19 protein-coding genes and 1 riboswitch are annotated in these 16,984 nt (G+C 72.1%); of the genes, 15 read left to right on the top strand and 4 right to left on the bottom strand.

Translation table 11 applies throughout. The features are described from left to right. Positions 1-352: 352 nt before the first annotated feature. Positions 353-1,075 carry a hypothetical protein gene (locus AB0I45_RS10485; protein WP_247423137.1) on the top strand — a complete coding sequence of 241 codons (723 nt, stop codon included), beginning with the start codon at positions 353-355 and terminating at the stop codon, positions 1,073-1,075. 57 nt (positions 1,076-1,132) lie between these two features. Next, positions 1,133-1,318 (top strand): hypothetical protein, encoded by a 186-nt coding sequence (locus tag AB0I45_RS10480; protein WP_360318170.1) that lies wholly within the window; start codon positions 1,133-1,135, stop codon positions 1,316-1,318. Between the two features lie 156 nt (positions 1,319-1,474). Here AB0I45_RS10480 and AB0I45_RS10475 read toward each other — a convergent pair whose 3' ends face one another. Together AB0I45_RS10475 and AB0I45_RS10470 are read right to left on the bottom strand one after the other, a co-directional pair. Then, positions 1,475-2,071 (bottom strand): GNAT family protein, encoded by a 597-nt coding sequence (locus AB0I45_RS10475; RefSeq protein ID WP_247423133.1) that lies wholly within the window; start codon positions 2,069-2,071, stop codon positions 1,475-1,477. Positions 2,072-2,164: 93 nt separating this feature from the next. Beyond that, on the bottom strand, positions 2,165-2,563 hold the full coding sequence (locus tag AB0I45_RS10470) for an HsmA family protein (protein WP_247423131.1): 399 nt from the start codon (positions 2,561-2,563) through the stop codon (positions 2,165-2,167). A 259-nt stretch (positions 2,564-2,822) separates the two neighbouring features. On the opposite strand from AB0I45_RS10470, the gene guaB reads away from it, so the two are divergent. Further along, positions 2,823-4,349, top strand: coding sequence for an IMP dehydrogenase (gene guaB, locus AB0I45_RS10465; RefSeq protein ID WP_360318166.1), 1,527 nt, complete (start codon positions 2,823-2,825; stop codon positions 4,347-4,349). 152 nt (positions 4,350-4,501) lie between these two features. Here the strand turns inward: guaB and AB0I45_RS10460 are convergent, their stop codons facing one another. After that, on the bottom strand, positions 4,502-5,308 hold the full coding sequence (locus AB0I45_RS10460) for an acyl-CoA thioesterase domain-containing protein (protein WP_345031871.1): 807 nt from the start codon (positions 5,306-5,308) through the stop codon (positions 4,502-4,504). Positions 5,309-5,444: 136 nt separating this feature from the next. Then, positions 5,445-5,571, top strand: a riboswitch (TPP riboswitch). Between AB0I45_RS10460 and thiM the strand changes: the two genes are divergently transcribed. The 12 genes from thiM (at position 5,559) to AB0I45_RS10400 (ending at position 15,899) form a co-directional block, all read left to right on the top strand. Further along, complete coding sequence (gene thiM, locus AB0I45_RS10455; RefSeq protein WP_360318162.1) at positions 5,559-6,449, top strand: hydroxyethylthiazole kinase; 891 nt, start codon at positions 5,559-5,561, stop codon at positions 6,447-6,449. Its footprint overlaps the riboswitch before it by 13 nt. Further along, positions 6,446-7,225, top strand: a complete 780-nt coding sequence (gene thiE, locus AB0I45_RS10450) for a thiamine phosphate synthase (RefSeq protein WP_360318159.1) — start codon at positions 6,446-6,448, stop codon at positions 7,223-7,225. Before thiM ends, thiE begins: the two co-directional genes overlap by 4 nt. Then, positions 7,225-8,088, top strand: a complete 864-nt coding sequence (gene thiD / locus AB0I45_RS10445; protein WP_345031878.1) for a bifunctional hydroxymethylpyrimidine kinase/phosphomethylpyrimidine kinase — start codon at positions 7,225-7,227, stop codon at positions 8,086-8,088. Before thiE ends, thiD begins: the two co-directional genes overlap by 1 nt. 95 nt (positions 8,089-8,183) lie before the next feature. Next, positions 8,184-8,903 (top strand): TenA family protein, encoded by a 720-nt coding sequence (locus AB0I45_RS10440; RefSeq protein ID WP_247423120.1) that lies wholly within the window; start codon positions 8,184-8,186, stop codon positions 8,901-8,903. 126 nt (positions 8,904-9,029) lie between these two features. Then, positions 9,030-9,524, top strand: coding sequence for a hypothetical protein (locus AB0I45_RS10435; RefSeq protein ID WP_360318155.1), 495 nt, complete (start codon positions 9,030-9,032; stop codon positions 9,522-9,524). 45 nt (positions 9,525-9,569) lie between these two features. Next, positions 9,570-10,703, top strand: a complete 1,134-nt coding sequence (locus tag AB0I45_RS10430; protein ID WP_265808312.1) for a GuaB3 family IMP dehydrogenase-related protein — start codon at positions 9,570-9,572, stop codon at positions 10,701-10,703. A 3-nt stretch (positions 10,704-10,706) separates the two neighbouring features. Then, the gene (locus AB0I45_RS10425) at positions 10,707-11,660 is read left to right on the top strand and encodes an SURF1 family protein (RefSeq protein WP_247423112.1); all 954 of its coding nucleotides are present in this window, start codon (positions 10,707-10,709) and stop codon (positions 11,658-11,660) included. Further along, a complete protein-coding gene (locus tag AB0I45_RS10420) occupies positions 11,653-12,087 on the top strand; it encodes a DUF3817 domain-containing protein (protein WP_247423110.1) in 435 nt (144 codons plus the stop codon). Before AB0I45_RS10425 ends, AB0I45_RS10420 begins: the two co-directional genes overlap by 8 nt. A 19-nt stretch (positions 12,088-12,106) precedes the next feature. After that, positions 12,107-13,759 carry a glutamine-hydrolyzing GMP synthase gene (guaA, locus tag AB0I45_RS10415; RefSeq protein ID WP_345031885.1) on the top strand — a complete coding sequence of 551 codons (1,653 nt, stop codon included), beginning with the start codon at positions 12,107-12,109 and terminating at the stop codon, positions 13,757-13,759. Between the two features lie 162 nt (positions 13,760-13,921). Continuing rightward, positions 13,922-14,536, top strand: a complete 615-nt coding sequence (locus AB0I45_RS10410) for a biotin transporter BioY (RefSeq protein WP_265808311.1) — start codon at positions 13,922-13,924, stop codon at positions 14,534-14,536. Continuing rightward, on the top strand, positions 14,533-15,270 hold the full coding sequence (locus AB0I45_RS10405) for an ABC transporter ATP-binding protein (protein WP_265808310.1): 738 nt from the start codon (positions 14,533-14,535) through the stop codon (positions 15,268-15,270). Before AB0I45_RS10410 ends, AB0I45_RS10405 begins: the two co-directional genes overlap by 4 nt. Beyond that, entirely contained in the window at positions 15,267-15,899 is a 633-nt protein-coding gene (locus tag AB0I45_RS10400; protein ID WP_265808309.1) for an energy-coupling factor transporter transmembrane protein EcfT, read from the top strand. The genes AB0I45_RS10405 and AB0I45_RS10400 overlap by 4 nt, the downstream gene beginning before the upstream one ends. Before the next feature lie 207 nt (positions 15,900-16,106). On the opposite strand, the gene AB0I45_RS10395 is transcribed toward AB0I45_RS10400, so the two are convergent. Then, entirely contained in the window at positions 16,107-16,823 is a 717-nt protein-coding gene (locus tag AB0I45_RS10395; RefSeq protein ID WP_247423102.1) for an AAA family ATPase, read from the bottom strand. Between the last annotated feature and the right edge of the window lie 161 nt (positions 16,824-16,984).

Below are 16,984 nucleotides of genomic sequence, written 5' to 3'. Positions count from 1 at the left end.
GCAACACCCTCGCCACACCACAGCCGGCCCCACACGGAATACTGGACGCATGACCGATCGCCACGGACCGCCCTCGCACCCGGACCCAACCCGACGTCCGCGGCAGGGTCGACCCGGGCCCGTGCCCGGTCGCAGTCCGGGCGTTCCCGGCTCGCACCCCTCTGTGCCGTTGCCCCCGCGGCCCCCGGGACCACCCGCGATCACTCCGCCCCACGGATCTCCATCGCAGCAGCGCGGGTCGGGCCACCGCACTCCCTCGCCTCGGCGGCCTCCTGACCGGCGGGGCTCGGCGGACCGCATCCCGCTGCCCGCGCCGGCTCGCGAACCGGACGGTCACGGTGCGGGCAGAAGCGTGAAGCCCCGAGCACACGACGACACCCGGACCCCGGCCTGGGGTCACGACCTCGGCCGGAACGTCATCCTCTCCGTCATGGTGACCGCGCTCGCCGCCTTCATCGTCTTCGCCACCTCGTCGGGCCTCATGAAGGACAAGCAGTGGGAGGAGATCACCGAGGTCGGTCTGTTCGCGGCGATCATGACAGCGGTGTTCGGGTGGATGTTCCCGTTCCTCATGGCCGAGCACAAGCGCGAGGACTCCGGGTTCCGGAGCGAGGGGCTGTTCCCGCTCCTCCTCGTATCCGCTCTGCTCGGCACCGTCATCCTCACCGCCTCGAGCGTCCTGTGGCCGTGGATCGGGACCCTCCACCCGGAGACCGGGCAGCTCGCCGAGCTCGTCGGTCACCACCCGGTGGGCCTGTTCTACACCGCGGCGATGTACTTCACCGCCGCGATGATCTCCTGCGCGTTCTTCGTGCTCATGGCGACGGCGCCGTTCGCAGTCATGGTCCCCGCATCCGCACCCTGGCTCGGGATGGTCCTCACACTGCTCGGCTATTTCGGGCTCAGCGGCGGGTACATCGGCGTGGCGATCTGGCTCGGACTGCGCGAACCGAGTGCCGGGGGCCTCCTGTTCCTCGCGGTGTGCGTGCCGGTGAGCGTGCTCCTCTGCGCCGCCGGCATCGGACTCGTCCAGCGCCTGCGTCGCCGTCTCCCCGACACCGTGGTCAGATGGTGAACGGCCCGGCACCCCGACCACCCCGACCGCCGCATCCTCGCCGGCCGCTGCAGCACGGTGGTCCGCCGAGCCCTCCCCGAGTACCGGCCCACCGGCGACAGCCGGGTCCCGACCTCGGATACGGTGACCCCGCGCCGGTTCTTCGTGCTCCTCAGCGTGTTCCCGTTCCCGCACCCCGGGGCCTGGCTGGGCCTGCTCGGCTGGCTGGGTGTGAGCGGAGTGTTCGCCGTCATCGCGCCCTAGATCGGCCTGGGTCCGCCCACACACGGCCGTCTGCTCGTGCTCGCGGCGTGCGTGCCGGTGGCCGCGCTCGTCTGTGTGCTCGGCCTCGGCCTGGCCCAGGGCCTGCGGGTGCGGAGCTCTGCCGCGATGCCGTACCGGGCCTGAACCAGCCAGGAGTCAGCTCAGGCGCGCGAGCCGGTGCTCGAGCCCGAGCTTCACCGTCGGCCACTCGGCAGCGATGATCGAGTAGACCGCGGTGTCGCGCAGCACCCCGTTGAACAGCTGGTGCGAGCGCAGGACCCCGTCCTGCTTGGCACCGAGCTTGGCGATCGCCGCGCGCGACTGGAAGTTGTGGAAGTGCGTGCGGAACTCCACCGCGATGCAGTCGAGCTCCTCGAACGCACGGGAGAGCATGAGCAGCTTGGCCTCGGGATTGACCCGAGTGCCCTGCACCGCCGGCGACAGCCAGGTCGAACCGATCTCGAGGCGCCGGTTGGCCGCATCGATGTTCATGTAGGTCGACATGCCCACCGGGGTGCCGCCGTCGAGCACGGTGAACGGCGCCATCGCGCCCTGCTCCTGCAGGCCCAGGCGCCGGTCGATCTCCGCCGGCATCGCCTCGGCGGTGGGCACCGAGGTGACCCAGGTCGAGGTGAGCTCGCCGGCCGCCCGGCTCAGCGCCTCGGCGTGGGCGGGGGTGAGCTGTGTGAGGGTGACGCGCTCGCCGGTGAGATCCGGGGCGGAGGCGAAGGCGCGGGCATCGGGCGAGGTCATGCTCGCAGTGTACGCGCGGACCGCCGCCCAGGGAAGGACGCCCGACCCGGTCCCGAGGCGGCCCGCCGGGGGCGATGCCGAGGCGGGGGCGCCTCAGCCGATCATCGCACCGGCCATCCCGGTGAAGTAGGGGACGAGCCAGATCGCCCACACGATGAGCGAGAACCGGTGGAAGGTGGCGCGGGCCTGCTCGGTGCCGCGGATCATGACGACGATCGCCCAGATGAGGTGGACCGCCATAAGGACGAGCGCGAGGGCCCCGGTGATCGCCATGACCGAGGTGAGGATGCCGGCGGTCGAGCCGGAGAAGTCGGCGCCGCCGGAGGCCGCGATTCGCCGCATGAGCTCGGTACCGGTGACATCGCAGACGAGGCCGAGGGCGAACAGGACGACGTGGGACCAGCGGAGCTCCTTCTTGAGGTGCTCGGCCCAGACGCCGGCGGTGTAGAAGAGGAGGGCTGCGGTGATGAAGACGATAGCGGGTGTGAGCATGTCTCCATGCTCGTCCGCAGGCGGGGGCCGGCACATCAACCGGAAGGTTGATTCCCGGACGCTGCGACGGCGCGAAGAGGGCCGCCGCTGGGTCCCGGCGTGCGCCTCGGGAGCGGTCCGCGCGGCCGGGGCGCGTTCCCGCCGTGACGCGTGCGGGTGCCCAGCATCACAGCGGGCGGGCGCCTCGTGCTGTTCCCGGAATCGGAGGGACGGCATAGGATGGCCGATACCGAAGTCGAGCGCGTGGAAGAGGTCATTCATGGGTGATGTGGAAGAACACTTCAGGGCGGCCGGAGACCCGTTCTCCCTGACCGGACTCACATACGACGACGTGCTGCTGCTGCCCGGAGACACCGACGTCATCCCCTCCGAGGCCTCGACCCGCACCCGGCTCACCCGCGAGATCGACATCAACATCCCGCTCGTGTCCGCGGCGATGGACACCGTCACCGAATCCCGCATGGCGATCGCGATGGCGCGCATCGGCGGCATCGGCATCCTCCACCGCAACCTCAGCAAAGAGGACCAGGCCGACCAGGTCGACTACGTCAAGCGCAGCGAGTCGGGCATGATCACCGACCCGCTCACCATCACCGCCGACCGCACGCTCGCCGAGCTCGACGAGATCTGCGGCCAGTACCGGATCTCCGGGCTGCCCGTCGTCGACGAGAACGACGTGCTGCTCGGCATCGTCACCAACCGCGACCTGCGCTTCGTGCCGCGCCGCGACTACGCCACCACCACGGTCGGCGAGACGATGACGAAGATGCCGCTCATCACCGCGCCCGTGGGCGTGCAGCCCGAGCGCGCGCTCGAGATCCTCGCCGAGCACAAGGTCGAGAAGCTCCCGCTCGTCGACGAGAACAACGTCATCCGCGGCCTCATCACCGTCAAGGACTTCGTCAAGAGCGAGGAATACCCGCTCGCCACCAAGGACGACGAGGGCCGCCTGCGCGTGGGCGCGGCCGTCGGCTTCTACGGCGATGCGCTCGACCGGGCAGGCCTGCTGGCCGAGGCCGGCGTCGACGTGCTCGTCGTCGACACCGCCAACGGCCACGCGCGCGGCGTGACCGAGATGATCCGCACCCTCAAGTCCGACCCGGCGTTCTCCGCGGTCCAGGTGATCGGCGGCAACGTCGCCACCCGCGAGGGCGCCCAGGCGCTCATCGACGCCGGCGCGGACGCGATCAAGGTCGGGGTGGGCCCCGGCTCGATCTGCACCACCCGCGTGGTCGCCGGCGTCGGCGTGCCCCAGGTGACCGCGATCCACCTCGCCTACCAGGCCGCAGCCGAGGCGAACGTCCCGGTGATCGGCGACGGCGGCCTCCAGTACTCCGGCGACATCGGCAAGGCGCTCGTCGCCGGCGCCGAATCCGTCATGCTCGGCTCCCTGCTCGCCGGCTGCAACGAGAGCCCCGGCGAGCTCGTACTCGTCAACGGCAAGCAGTACAAGGCCTACCGCGGCATGGGATCGCTCGGTGCGATGGCCCCGCGCAAGGGCAAGTCGTACTCGAAGGACCGCTACTTCCAGGCCGACGTCGCCACCGACACCGACCTCATCCCCGAGGGCGTCGAGGGTCGGGTCGCCTACCGCGGCGAACTCAAGAACGTCGCCTACCAGCTCACCGGCGGCCTGCGGCAGACGATGTTCTACGTCGGCGCGCGGACCATCGACGATCTCCGCTCGAACGGCCGGTTCGTCCGCCTGACCTCCGCCGGTCTCAAGGAGAGCCACCCGCACGACATCCAGATGACGGTAGAGGCTCCGAACTACACCGTGCGCTGACGCGCGCCGTGGGCCGAGGTCCACCGGAACATGAATGGAAGCGGCCCCTGCACGCGCGTGCAGGGGCCGCTTTCGTGCGCCCAGGGGTGCGGTGGGGTCGGCCGTGCCGCAGGCAGGACGGCGCTCACCGGGCTGTGCTCATCGGAGAGTGCTCACCGGACCCTGCGGAACAGCGCCTCCTGCGCGACCGAGGCGACGAGGGTGCCGTCAGCGGTGGTCATGTCGCCGGTGTAGAGGCCGCGGCCGCGGGCGGCGGAGCGCGGCGCGAAGTCGGTGAGCACCCACTCGTTCATGTTCACCGGTCGGTGGAACCACAGGGAGTGGTCGAGGCTCGAGCCCGACTTGTACTCGTCGGTGTTGAAGGCGCCGAGCCCGCTCGAGATGTCCGACAGGTAGGCCAGAGCGCAGTAGTGCATGAGCGGGGAGTCGCCGAGGTCCTCGGTGCACCGGCCCCAGAACCGCACCGGGTAGTCGGTGACCTCGAAGGCCTGGTCGGTGCTGCGGCCCTCGAAGGAGAACATGCGGGGGATCGGAGTGGGCTCGCCCATCCGGATCTCCGTGCCCTGGGCGGCGGTCGTGCTCTGGAGGTCGGGGCTGTCGGTGCCGCTGGTGAACGAGGCCGACATGTTGAAGATGACCTTGCCGCCCTGGAGCGCGATGACGCGGCGGGCGGAGTAGGAGCGGCCGTCGCGGTCTCGGAACACTTGGAACACCGTGGGCTGGGCGGCGTTGCCGGGCCGCAGGAAGTAGCCGTGGAGGGAGTGCGGCGGGCGGCCGTCCTCGACGGTGAGTGCAGCGGCGAGCAGCGACTGCGCGGCGACCTGGCCGCCGTAGAGCGCGTAGGGCTCCTCGAAGACGTATCCGGCGCGGTAGATGTTCGTGTCGATCTCCTCGAGCTCCATCATCGCGGTGAAGGACCCCTCGAGGGGCTCGGCATTGCTGAACAGGACGTCGCTCATCGGTTCCTCTTTCTCGGTTCGGGCGGCTGGCCCGATTCTGGTTGTGCTTAACCAGTGAGACGGGTGCGCCTGGATGCGATCCTAACCGGCCCGGCCGCCCGGCCAGCGAGAGGTGCCAGAACTTGCTAGGGTGAGCGTCAGTGACATGGGGTGCTGAGCACCTGCGGACCGGCCCGAGCCGGACCGTGGGGAATCGGCTGAGATCACACCCATCGAACCTGATCTGGATAACTCTAGCGAAGGGATCGTCATGCAGACGCCTCATTCGAATGCCCTCGACATCGTCGCCGCACGGGCGCGCGTGCGCACCACCACGCCGCTCATCCAGTGCATCACCAATACCGTCGTGCAGCAGTTCACGGCGAACGTGCTGCTGGCGATCGGCGCCTCTCCGGCGATGCTCGACCACGAGGCCGACTCCGGCCAGTTCGCCTCGATCGCGTCGGGCATCAACATCAACTTCGGCACCGCCTCCTCCCACCAGTTCCTCGCCGCCGACGCCTCGATCGAGGTCGCGAACGCCGCCGGCACCCCCTGGGTCCTCGACCCGGTGAGCGTGGGCGGCGTCGAGTACCGCACGAGTCGCATCCGCGCCGCCGCCGCCCAGCACCCCACCGCCGTGCGCGGCAATGCCTCCGAGGTCGCCGCACTCGCGGGGATGGGCCTGGGTGGCCGCGGGGTCGACGCCACCGACGCCGTCGACGACGTCATCACCGCCGCCTCGGCGCTGTCGGCCACCACCGGAGGCGTCGTCGCGATCTCCGGCGAGGTCGACGCGATCGTCCTCGCCGAACCCGGCGCCGCACCGGGCGACGATGCAGGCACCGCGACAGTGGTCCGCGTCCACGGGGGGCACGGGCTCATGCCGCTCGTCATCGGCACCGGCTGCTCGATCGGCGCCGTCACCGCCGCCTACCTCGCCGCCGCGAAGGCCGCCGGCCTGCCGATCACCGGCCCCACCGGGCTCGAGGCGGTCGTCGCCGCGCACGCCCACTTCGCCGCCGCCGGGCTCAAGGCCGGGCAGGTCGCGCAGGCACCGGGCAGCTTCGCCGTCGCCTTCCTCGACGCGCTCTACTCCGTCACCGACTCCGAGCTCGCCGCCGTCGAGATCACCGCCGCCGCAGTCGAGGTCCCCGCATGAGCGCGCCGGCCCCGCACCTGCCCGTCGGCACGGACCCGTCCCTCTACCTCGTCACCGACACCCGGCAGTGCACGGACGCCGGCCGGACCGTCGCGGCGACCGTCGCCGAGGCCGTCGCCGGGGGAGCAGGCATCATCCAGATCCGCGACAAGCACGCGAGCGACGCGGAGTTCCACGAGCTCACCCTCGAGGTCCTCGCCGCGATCGCCGAGGTGCGCGAGGCCGAGTCGATCACCCGCCCGATCCCGGTGTTCGTCAACGACCGGGTCGCCGTCGCCCGCGTGCTGCGTGCCGCCGGCCACGAGGTCCACGTCCACGTCGGCCAGTCCGACGAGCCGCCCGCCGAGGTGCGCGCGGCCCTCGGGACCGATGCGCTCATCGGGCTTTCGGCCGCGACGCCCGAGCAGTTCGCCGCGGCCCGGGAATGCGGGGCCGTCGACCTCCTCGGCGTCGGCCCGGTATACGACACGAGCACGAAGGCCGACGCCCCGGCCGGGATCGGACCCGCACGCCTGCGCACTCTCGTCGCCGAGGCCGGTCTGCCCTGCGTGGCGATCGGCGGGATCACCGCCGAGCGCACCCGCGAGCTCACCGACACCGGGGTGATCGGCGTGTGCGTCGTCTCCGCGATCTGCGCCGCACCGGATCCGCGCGTTGCGGCCCAGGAGATCCGCGTCGCGTTCGCACAGGGACGGGCCGCGGGAGACCCCGGGGCGGGCACCCCCGCCCGTTCCGCCGTTCCCGGCCGGCCCGCCGATTCCGGGCAGGAGGCCTGATGCGCCCGCCCGTCGCACTCACCATCGCCGGCACGGACCCCTCCGGCGGCGCCGGCATCCAGGCCGACCTCAAGACCTTCACCGCGCGCGGCGCCTACGGCACCTCCGTCGTCACCGCGCTCGTCGCGCAGAACACCCACGGGGTGAGCCGCGTGTACGGCATCGATGAGGACTTCGTCGCCGACCAGATCGCCTCGGTGTTCGACGACATGCCCGTCGACGCCGCGAAGATCGGCATGCTCGGCACCCGCGGCCTCGTCGAACTCATCAGCGAAGAGCTCCGCACCCGCCGGCCCGGCCGCCTCGTCGTCGACCCCGTCATGGTCGCCAAGTCCGGCCACCGGCTCCTCGATGCGGACGCCGTCGACGCCGTGCGCACCCTGCTGCTGCCGCTGGCCGACCTCATCACCCCCAATCTGCCCGAGGCCGCGCTCCTGCTCGGCGACGACGTGCCCGAAGCCGGGACACCGGAGCAGATGCGCGCCCAGGCCCGCGAGCTGCTGGACCGCGGGGCCCGCGCCGTGCTCCTCAAGGGCGGGCACCTGCCATCCGGTGAGCTCGTCGACATCCTCGCAGTCGGCACGGACACGGGCCCCGAGCTCACCGAATACACCCACCCGCGGCTCGACACGCCCCACACCCACGGCACCGGCTGCACGCTGTCGGCCGCCATCGCCGCCGGCCTCGCGCACGCCCACCACGGTGACTCCGCCGCACCGGCGGCGGACCACATGGCCGACGCCGTCGGGCCGGCGCTCGACTACCTGGGCCGGGCGATCGCCTCGGGCGCGGAATGGGACCTCGCCCACGACCCGGAGGGCTCTCACGGCCCCGTCGACCACCTCGTCGACCTCCGCACCTGATCCACTCCCACCCCGACACCCCGACATCACTCGCAGCCGACGCCCGCCACCGGCACCGCCGCCGGTGATGCCGCACACCATCAGGAGACGCACCGATGACCCGCACCTACCACTCCGGCCCGCACTCGCAGGAGGTCTGGGACTCCGCAGCCGACACCCTGCGCGCGATCGAGGACCTGCCGTTCCTCGCCGAGCTCGCCGCCGGCACGCTCGACGCCCGGGTGTTCACCCACTACATCCTCCAGGACGAGATCTACCTCGCCGGCTACGCGAAGGCGATGACGATCCTCGCCTCGAGGGCCGCCACCCAGGAGCAGACCCGCTTCTGGGCCGAGGCCGCCGGACTCGCCGTCCATGAGGAGCAGCTCATGCACGCCCAGCTGCTCGGCGCAGACCGCCTGGGCCCGCACGTCACCGCGCTCACCGACGGCACCGGCGTGCCCACCGCCTCGCCGACCACCCTGGGCTACACCTCCTACCTCATCGCACAGGCCGCGACCGCGCCCTACGAGGTCGGGGTCGCGGCCGTGCTCCCGTGCTTCTGGGTCTACGCCCACATGGGCAAGGTCCTCACTGCGCGCGTCGGGGAGGGGATGGGCGAGCACCCCTACCGGGAGTGGATCGAGACCTACGACTCCCCGGAGTTCGACTCCTCCGTCGACCGGGCCGTCGCGATCTACGAAGACCTGGCCCGGTCCGCCGGTCCCGAGGTGCGCGCTGCGATGGCCGCCGCGTTCCGCCAGGCGACCGTGTACGAATGGCACTTCTGGGCCGCCGCCCACGTCCGCGAGAGCTGGGATGCGCCCCGCTGCTGAGGGGTGCAGCGATCCCGCGGTCGCCGAGGGGCCCCGTCGCCACTCGGCGGCCGCGCACGCCTCCGTGTTCCCGAACGGTGACAGCGCGGTCACGTGTGCAACCCCGGGGTGCGACAGGGTGGAACCATGATCTGGATCGCCCGCATCACCGCCACCGCCGCACTGCTCATCCAGCTCGCCGCGGTCCCGCTCCCGGCGCTCCGCTACCCGAACCGCGACTTCGCCGGCAGCGACTTCGGCCTCGCCGAGGCGGCCGTCGCCTCGTCCGGCGGCCTCCTCCTCATCCCCGGGTTCCTCCTCACCGTGGCCTGCGCCGTCCTCGCGTGGTTCGGCCTGCGCTCCCGAGCCTGGGGGTGGCTCGCGGGGACCGCGAGCCTGATGCTCATCTTCGGCGCGATCTCCACGGTGTCGGCGGCGGACCAGTTCGTCATCATGTGGGACGGATTCGACGAGGAGCACGGCCTGCCGATCGGCGGCATGGAGGTCCCCGAGCCGAGCTGGGGCCTCGCGCTCATCGGGCTCGCCGCGGTCGCGCTCGCGATCGGCGCGATCATCCGCCTGCTCGCCCACCCGGGGAAGGCCGCCGGCCGGACCCCGCGGGGCCGGTCGGCCTCGACCTGAGCAGGCGCTGGAAGCCGTGTCCGGGCCCTGGGATACCCTGGAAGGGTGAGCAACGAAATCGAGATCGGCAGAGGCAAACGGGGCCGCAGGGCCTTCTCACTCGACGACATCGCCGTCGTCCCGGCACGGCGCACGCGTGACCCCAGGGACGTCTCCCTCGAGTGGCAGATCGACGCCTACCGCTTCGACCTCCCCTTCATCAGCGCCCCCATGGACTCGGTCGCCTCGCCGGCCACCGCGATCGCCCTCGGGCGGCTCGGCGGGCTCGGCGTGCTCGACCTCGAGGGCCTGTGGACCCGCTACGAGGACCCGCAGCCCCACCTCGACGAGATCGCCGCGCTCCCGGCGGACCGCGCCACCGCGCGCATGCAGGAGATCTACTCCGCCCCGATCCGCGCGGAGCTCATCACCGCCCGCCTCGCGGAGATCCGCGAGGCCGGGGTCACCGTCGCCGGCGCCCTGACCCCGCAGCGCACGCAGGAGTTCTGGCGCACCGTCGTCGACGCCGGGGTGGACCTCTTCGTCATCCGCGGCACCACGGTGTCCGCCGAGCACGTGTCGACGAACACCGAGCCGCTCGACCTCAAGCGCTTCATCTACGAGCTCGACGTCCCCGTGATCGTCGGCGGGGCCGCGACCTACACCGCCTCCCTCCACCTCATGCGCACCGGCGCGGCCGGCGTGCTCGTCGGGTTCGGCGGGGGAGCGGCGGCCACCACGCGCCGCACGCTCGGCATCCACGCCCCCATGGCCTCGGCGATCGCGGACGTCCACGCCGCCCGCCGCGACTACATGGACGAGTCCGGCGGCCGCTACGTCCACGTCATCGCCGACGGCGGCCTGGACACCTCGGGAGACATCGTCAAGGCCTTCGCGATGGGTGCCGACGCCGTCATGCTCGGCACCGCGCTCGCCCGCGCCGCGGAGGCGCCGGGCGGCGGATTCCACTGGGGTGCGGAGGCGCACCACTCCCAGCTGCCGCGCGGCCACCGCGTCGAGGTCGGCAGCGTCGCCCCGCTCGAACAGCTCCTGTTCGGCCCCGGCACCACCGCGAACGGCGAGGTCAACCTCGCCGGCGCCCTGCGTCGGGCGATGGCGACCACCGGCTACCTCGATCTCAAGGAGTTCCAGCGGGTCGACGTCGTCGTCTCCCCGTACCAGCCGCAATCGGAGATGTGACCGGTGCTGCGTCTGGCCCTGACCCCGCGCTGGCTGGGGTTCCTCGCCCTGGTGCTCGTGCTCGTCACGGCCTTCGTCGGCCTGTCCGCCTGGCAGGTCAACCGCGCGCAGCACAAGAACGAGGTCCTCTCCGCGCAGGACGTCGACGAGGTCAAGGACTTCAACTCCGTCATGGCCGCCCAAGTGCCGCTGCCGTCCTTCCGGCTCGACCAGCGGGTGGAGCTGAGCGGGCACTATCTGCCCGAGGCCCAGGTCGTCGTCCCGGACCGGCTGCTCGACGGCGCCGACGGCTTCTGGGTCGTCACGATGTTCGTCCCCGACGGCGCCCGGCTCGGTGAGGAGGCAGTCGTCGAAGGCGAGCCGGACAAGGACATCGCCGTCCCCGTGCTCCGCGGCTGGACCGCGGACGAGCAGACCGCCATGGAGTCCCGGGCGAGCTCCGGGGAGACGACGATCGTCGGCCGGATCGGTCCCGTCGACGCCCCGCAGGACACCCGGGACCTGCCCGCCGGCCAGGTGCGCACCGTCTCCACCTCGCAGCTCGTCAACGCCTTCGATGTCTACTCCTACTCCGGCATCGTGTTCCCCGAACAGGACACCGGCCCCGGTGCCTCCGCCGCCACCGGTGGCCTCGACCTCGTGACCCTGGAGAAGCAGGAGGACGGCGGCCTCGATCTGCAGAGCGCCGCCTATGCCGTCGAATGGCTCGTGTTCGCCGCCTTCGCCCTCTACATCTGGTGGCGGCTGCTCCGCGACGCCTACGTCACCCAGCGCGCCCGCGCCGCCGAGGCCGGGCCGGTGGAGTACGTCGTCGTCAAGGCCGCGGGCGAATCCGAGCTCCGCCCCGAACGCACCGCCGCCGCTTCGGGGCCTGCCGCACCCGGCCCCACCCATTCCGGCCGCGGTACTCCCACCGCACCGCACCCGAATCCGAAGGACACGACCCGTGGTGACTGACCCGCAAGACGCCCGCCCGGACTTCGACGAGGACGCCGTCTGGACCGTCAAGCGCTTCACCTCGGCGCGCAGCGCGCTGCGGTTCTACCGCGTGATGGCATTCATCACCGGCACGCTGCTCCTCGTCCTCACCGTGGAGATGATCTACAAGTACCTCATCGCCGCGGACCCGGAGACCGCGCTGATGTTCGGCGGCTTCAACCTCGCCGCGGCGATCGCGATCAGCCACGGCTGGTGCTACGTCGTCTACCTCATCTCCTGCTTCTGGCTCAACCAGCAGATGCGCTGGACCCTCGGTCGGCTCCTCGTGCTCGCGCTCGCCGGGGTGGTGCCGGTGATGTCCTTCATCGTCGAGCGCCGGGTCCACCGGCAGGCCGAGCAGGAGCTCGACGACGCCGTCGTCGTCGCTCCCCGCGGCGAATTCTGACCTCCCTGCCCCGGATAGGATGACCCCCATGACCCCCACTCCTCAGAGCACACCTGCGCCCGCGTCGGAGACCACCTCGCCCGGTGCGGCGGGCACGCCGGCCGTCACCGCGGTGCCGCCCGTCCTCGTCGTCGACTTCGGCGCTCAGTACGCCCAGCTCATCGCCCGCCGCATCCGCGAGGCCGGCCTCTATTCCGAGGTCATCCCGCACTCGGCGAGCGCGGCGGAGTTCGCCGCGCGCAAGCCGCTGGCCATCGTGCTGTCCGGCGGGCCCTCCTCGGTCAACGAGCCGGGTGCCCCGGCGCTCGACCTCGGCGTGTTCGACCTCGGCGTGCCGATCTTCGGCATCTGCTACGGCTTCCAGATCATGGCGACCTCGCTCGGCGGTGCGGTCGCGCGCACCGACAAGCGCGAGTACGGCTCCACCCCGCTGACCGTGACCCAGCCCGGTGCGCTGCTCGCCGGGCAGCCGGGGGAGCAGACCGTGTGGATGTCCCACGGCGACTCCGTGTCCCGCGCGCCGGAGGGATTCACCGTGCTCGCCACCACGCCGGGCACCGAGATCGCGGCCTTCGAGGACCGGGCGCGCCGGTGCGCAGGCGTCCAGTGGCACCCCGAGGTGCTCCACAGCGAGCACGGTCAGCAGGTGCTCGAGACCTTCCTCCGCGACATCGCCGGGCTCAGCACCGACTGGACCTCAGAGAGCGTCATCGCCGAGCAGGTCGCCCGGATCCGGGAGCAGGTGGGCGACAAGCAGGTGATCTGCGGACTGTCCGGCGGGGTCGACTCCGCGGTCGCCGCCGCGCTCGTGCACGAGGCCGTGGGCGACCAGCTCACCTGCGTGTTCGTCGACCACGGGCTGCTGCGCCAGGACGAGCGCAAGCAGGTCGAGGAGGACTACGTGCAGTCCACCGGCGTGCGGCTCGTCACCGTCGACGCCGTCGACACCTTCCTCGGTGCGCTCGCCGGGGTGAGCGACCCGGAGGAGAAGCGCAAGATCATCGGCCGGGAGTTCATCCGTGCCTTCGAGGGCGCGGCCGCGGACCTCGTCGCCGAGGCCGCCGAGGGCGCGGGGGAGGCCATCGAGTTCCTCGTCCAGGGCACCCTGTACCCCGATGTCGTCGAATCCGGCGGGGGCTCGGGCACGGCGAACATCAAGAGCCACCACAACGTCGGCGGCCTGCCCGACGACCTCACCTTCGCTCTCGTCGAACCGCTGCGTGCGCTGTTCAAGGACGAGGTGCGCGCGATCGGCCGCGAGCTCGGCCTGCCCGAGGTCATCGTCTCGCGCCAGCCCTTCCCGGGTCCCGGCCTGGCGATCCGGATCATCGGCGAGGTCACCGAGGAGCGCCTCGACATCCTCCGCCGCGCCGACGCGATCGCCCGCGCGGAACTCACCGCCGCCGGTCTCGACGCGGAGATCTGGCAGTGCCCGGTCGTGCTCCTCGCCGACGTCCGCTCCGTGGGCGTGCAGGGCGACGGCCGCACCTACGGCCATCCCGTGGTGCTGCGCCCGGTGTCGAGCGAGGACGCGATGACCGCGGACTGGACACGCGTGCCCTACGACACGCTCGCCCGGATCTCGAACCGGATCACCAACGAGGTCGACGAGATCAACCGCGTCGTCCTCGACGTCACCTCGAAGCCCCCGGGCACCATCGAGTGGGAGTGAGCGGACTCCGCTGAGCTGCGACCGGCGGCCGAGGCTCAGAACCTCCGGGGCCGAGCGGGAGCCCCGGGCGGCCGGTGGAAGGGCCGGGAGTGGCCGGAATACTCTCCTGAACACTGTTCAGGTACGCTGTTCCGAGACCAGCGTCCGAACAGGAGAACCTTCATGCCCGACACCACCACCGCACCCGCCCCGAGCTCCGGCACCGCCCAGCGCGGCTGGCGCGCCGCCGACCTCGCCCTCGTCGCGGTGTTCGCCGCGCTCGTCGCCGTGTTCGCCGCCCTGCCCCCGATCCCGGTCGGCGGCGCGGGCGTGCCGATCACCCTGCAGACCCTCGCGCTCGCCCTGTGCGGCCTGTGCCTGGGCCCGCTGCGCGGGTTCGCGGCGGCCTCGCTCTACGTCGTGCTCGGCCTCGTCGGACTGCCGATCTTCTCCGGGTTCTCCGGCGGCCTCGGCGTGCTCGCCGGACCGTCGGCCGGCTACATCGTCGCCTTCCCGTTCTTCGCCCTCGGCTGCGGGCTCGTCGCGAAGTTCGCGCTCGCCCGGCTGCGCGGCCCGAAGCTGTGGCTCGTCCTCAGCCTCGGCGCACTCCTCGTGAGCTTCCTCGTCGTCCACCCGCTCGGAATCCTCGGGATGTCGCTCAACCTCGGCGTCGGACTGCCGGAGGCGCTCGTCTTCGACATGCCGTTCTGGCCCGGGGACGTCGTGAAGAACCTCGTCGCCGGAGGGCTCGCCGCCACCGTGCACCGGGCCTTCCCGCAGCTCCTCGGACGCCGGTGATCGCACTCGACGCGGTGGGTGTCGGCGTCCGGGACACGGGCGCCGACTCCCGCACGCCGGTCCACCGGCAGATCCTCCACGACATCACCCTGCGCCTCGACGCGCCGGTGGTGAGCATCATCGGGGCGAACGGCTCCGGCAAGTCGACGCTGCTCCAGCTCCTCAACGGCCTCGTCCTGCCGGACACCGGCCGGGTGCGCGTCGACGGCCTCGACCCGGTGACCCACGGGCCCGAGGTGCGCCGCCGCGTGGGCTTCGTGTTCACCGACCCCGCCGCCCAGCTCGTCATGCCCACCGTCATCGAGGACGTCGAGCTCTCCCTGCGCCGCAGCGTCCGCCGGCCGGGCCCGCGACGGGAGCGGGCGCTGGCCGTGCTCGCCGAGCTCGGCGTCGCCGACCTCGCCGAGCGCAGCGTCTACGAGCTCTCCGGCGGGCAGCGCCAGCTCGTCGCACTCGCCTCCGTGCTCGCCGTCGACCCGCGGATCCTCGTGCTCGACGAACCGACCACCCTCCTCGACCTCCGCAACCGCGAACTCCTCCGCGACACCTTGGACGGGCTCGTCGCCCGGCGCGGGATGCGGCTCGTCGTCTCCACCCACGACCTCGAGGTCGCCGCCGACGCCGCGCACACCGTGCTCATCGCCGACGGCCGGGTCTCCGCCGAGGGGCCGCCCGCCGAGGTCATCGCCGAGTACCGCCGGCAGGCCGCGGGAGACCGCGAGGTCAGGCCGTGAAGCGCCGGCAGCAGTTCCTCGGCCGGTACCAGCCCGGCGACGGGTGGCTGCACCGGACCCCGGCCGGGGCGAAGTTCGCCGGCCTCGCCGCGCTCAGCCTCGTCGTGCTGCTCGCACGCAGCCCGTGGGCGAGCCTCGCCGCGCTCGGCCTCGTGCTGCTGCTCGGGGCGAGCGCGCGGATCCCGCTGCGCGCACTCGTGTCGCCGGTGCGGCGGGTGTGGCTCATCATCGCGTTCATCGTCGTGTTCCACCTCGTGTTCTCCGACCCCGTCACGGCGCTGCGGGTGGTGTCGACGATCCTCGCCTGCGTCCTCGCCGCGGGCCTCCTCATGCTCACCACCCCGGTGACCGGGCTGCTCGCGGTGTTCGCCGCGCTCGCCCGGCCGCTCCGGGCGTTCGGCGTCGACCCCGACCGGGTGGCGCTCACCGCCGCGCTCATGGTCCGCAGCCTGGCCTACCTCGCCGACCTCACCGCGGTGACCGGGGACTCCGCGCGCGCCCGCGGGCTCGAGCGCAGCCTCCGCGCCCGGACGGTGCCGGTGCTGCTCGGCGCGGTGAAGTACGCCACCGACACCGGCCGTGCGCTCGACGCCCGCGGCCTCGGCGACCCCGACCCCGAACGCCCCTGACGCACCAGACGCACCTGACGCAGCCGTAGCCCATTCATCCGCAGCAGCCTCGTCCGCAGCAGGCTCATCGACCTGCCGTTTCTGCTCGATCGCCACGTCGACCTGCCGTTTCTGCTCGAGATCCGGGCCGCAGATCGAGCACGAGTGACAGCTCGATGGATGGGCCGAGCACACGTGACAGCTCGATGGGTTCGGTCGATGCGACGCTCAGCCGATGTGGCGGAGGAAGCGCTCGGGGCTGTCGAGGAACAGCCGCCAGTCCTGCACGAGCCGCAGGTCGTCGTAGCTGCTCGCGCGCAGCCCCCACTCGCCGACCTCGTAGAGCCGTGCCCCGGGGAGCGCAGCGAGGATCGGCGAGTGCGTCGACAGGATCACCTGGGAGCCCGCCGCGACCGCCTCGCGCAGCACGCCGATGAGGGCGAGGCAGCCGGGCAGCGACAGCGCCGACTCCGGCTCGTCGAGGAGCCACAGCCCGGTGACCGACGCACGGCTGGTGATGTAGTCGAGGAACGACTCGCCGTGGCTCTGTTCGTGGAGGCCCGCGTCCCCGCCGCCGAGCGACTCGAGGTACGTGAAGTGGCTGTGCATGGTCTCCGCGCGGAGGAACACCCCGCGCTTCGAGGCACCGGCGCCGCGCACGAGCTGGAGGTGCTCGGCCAGGGGCGACTCCGTGGGGCGGCTGGCGTGGCGGGCGGTATGCGTGCCGCCCTCGGGGTTGAGCCCGAAGGCGCCGGCGATCGCCTCGACGAGCGTCGACTTGCCGGCCCCGTTGTCGCCGACGAGCACGGTCACGGGCCCGAGGTCGAGGCCCTCGTCGAGGAGCTGCCGCACCGGGGCGAGGGTCGCCGGCCACACCGTGCGCGCGAGCGGAGCGCGGCGGTGCTCCTCGATGCGGCGGACCGGCAGCCGGCTGAACTCCTCCATGCCCCCACTGTCGCACGCCGCACGGACGCACGCTGCACGAACGTGCACCGGAGGCGCCGGCCGCCGTGCAGACCCTGCGTACGGCCGTCGACCTGTCACTGCTGCTCGAGAACACCTCGAGGAATCGAGCGTGCGTGACAGTTCGACGGGGAGATCGAGCA

The sequence above is a fragment of the Brevibacterium sp. NPDC049920 genome (assembly GCF_040656435.1).
Lineage (GTDB): Bacteria > Actinomycetota > Actinomycetes > Actinomycetales > Brevibacteriaceae > Brevibacterium > Brevibacterium pityocampae.
The sequence above is the reverse complement of the archived record's forward strand: the minus strand, read 5'-3'. Positions and strand labels throughout refer to the sequence as shown.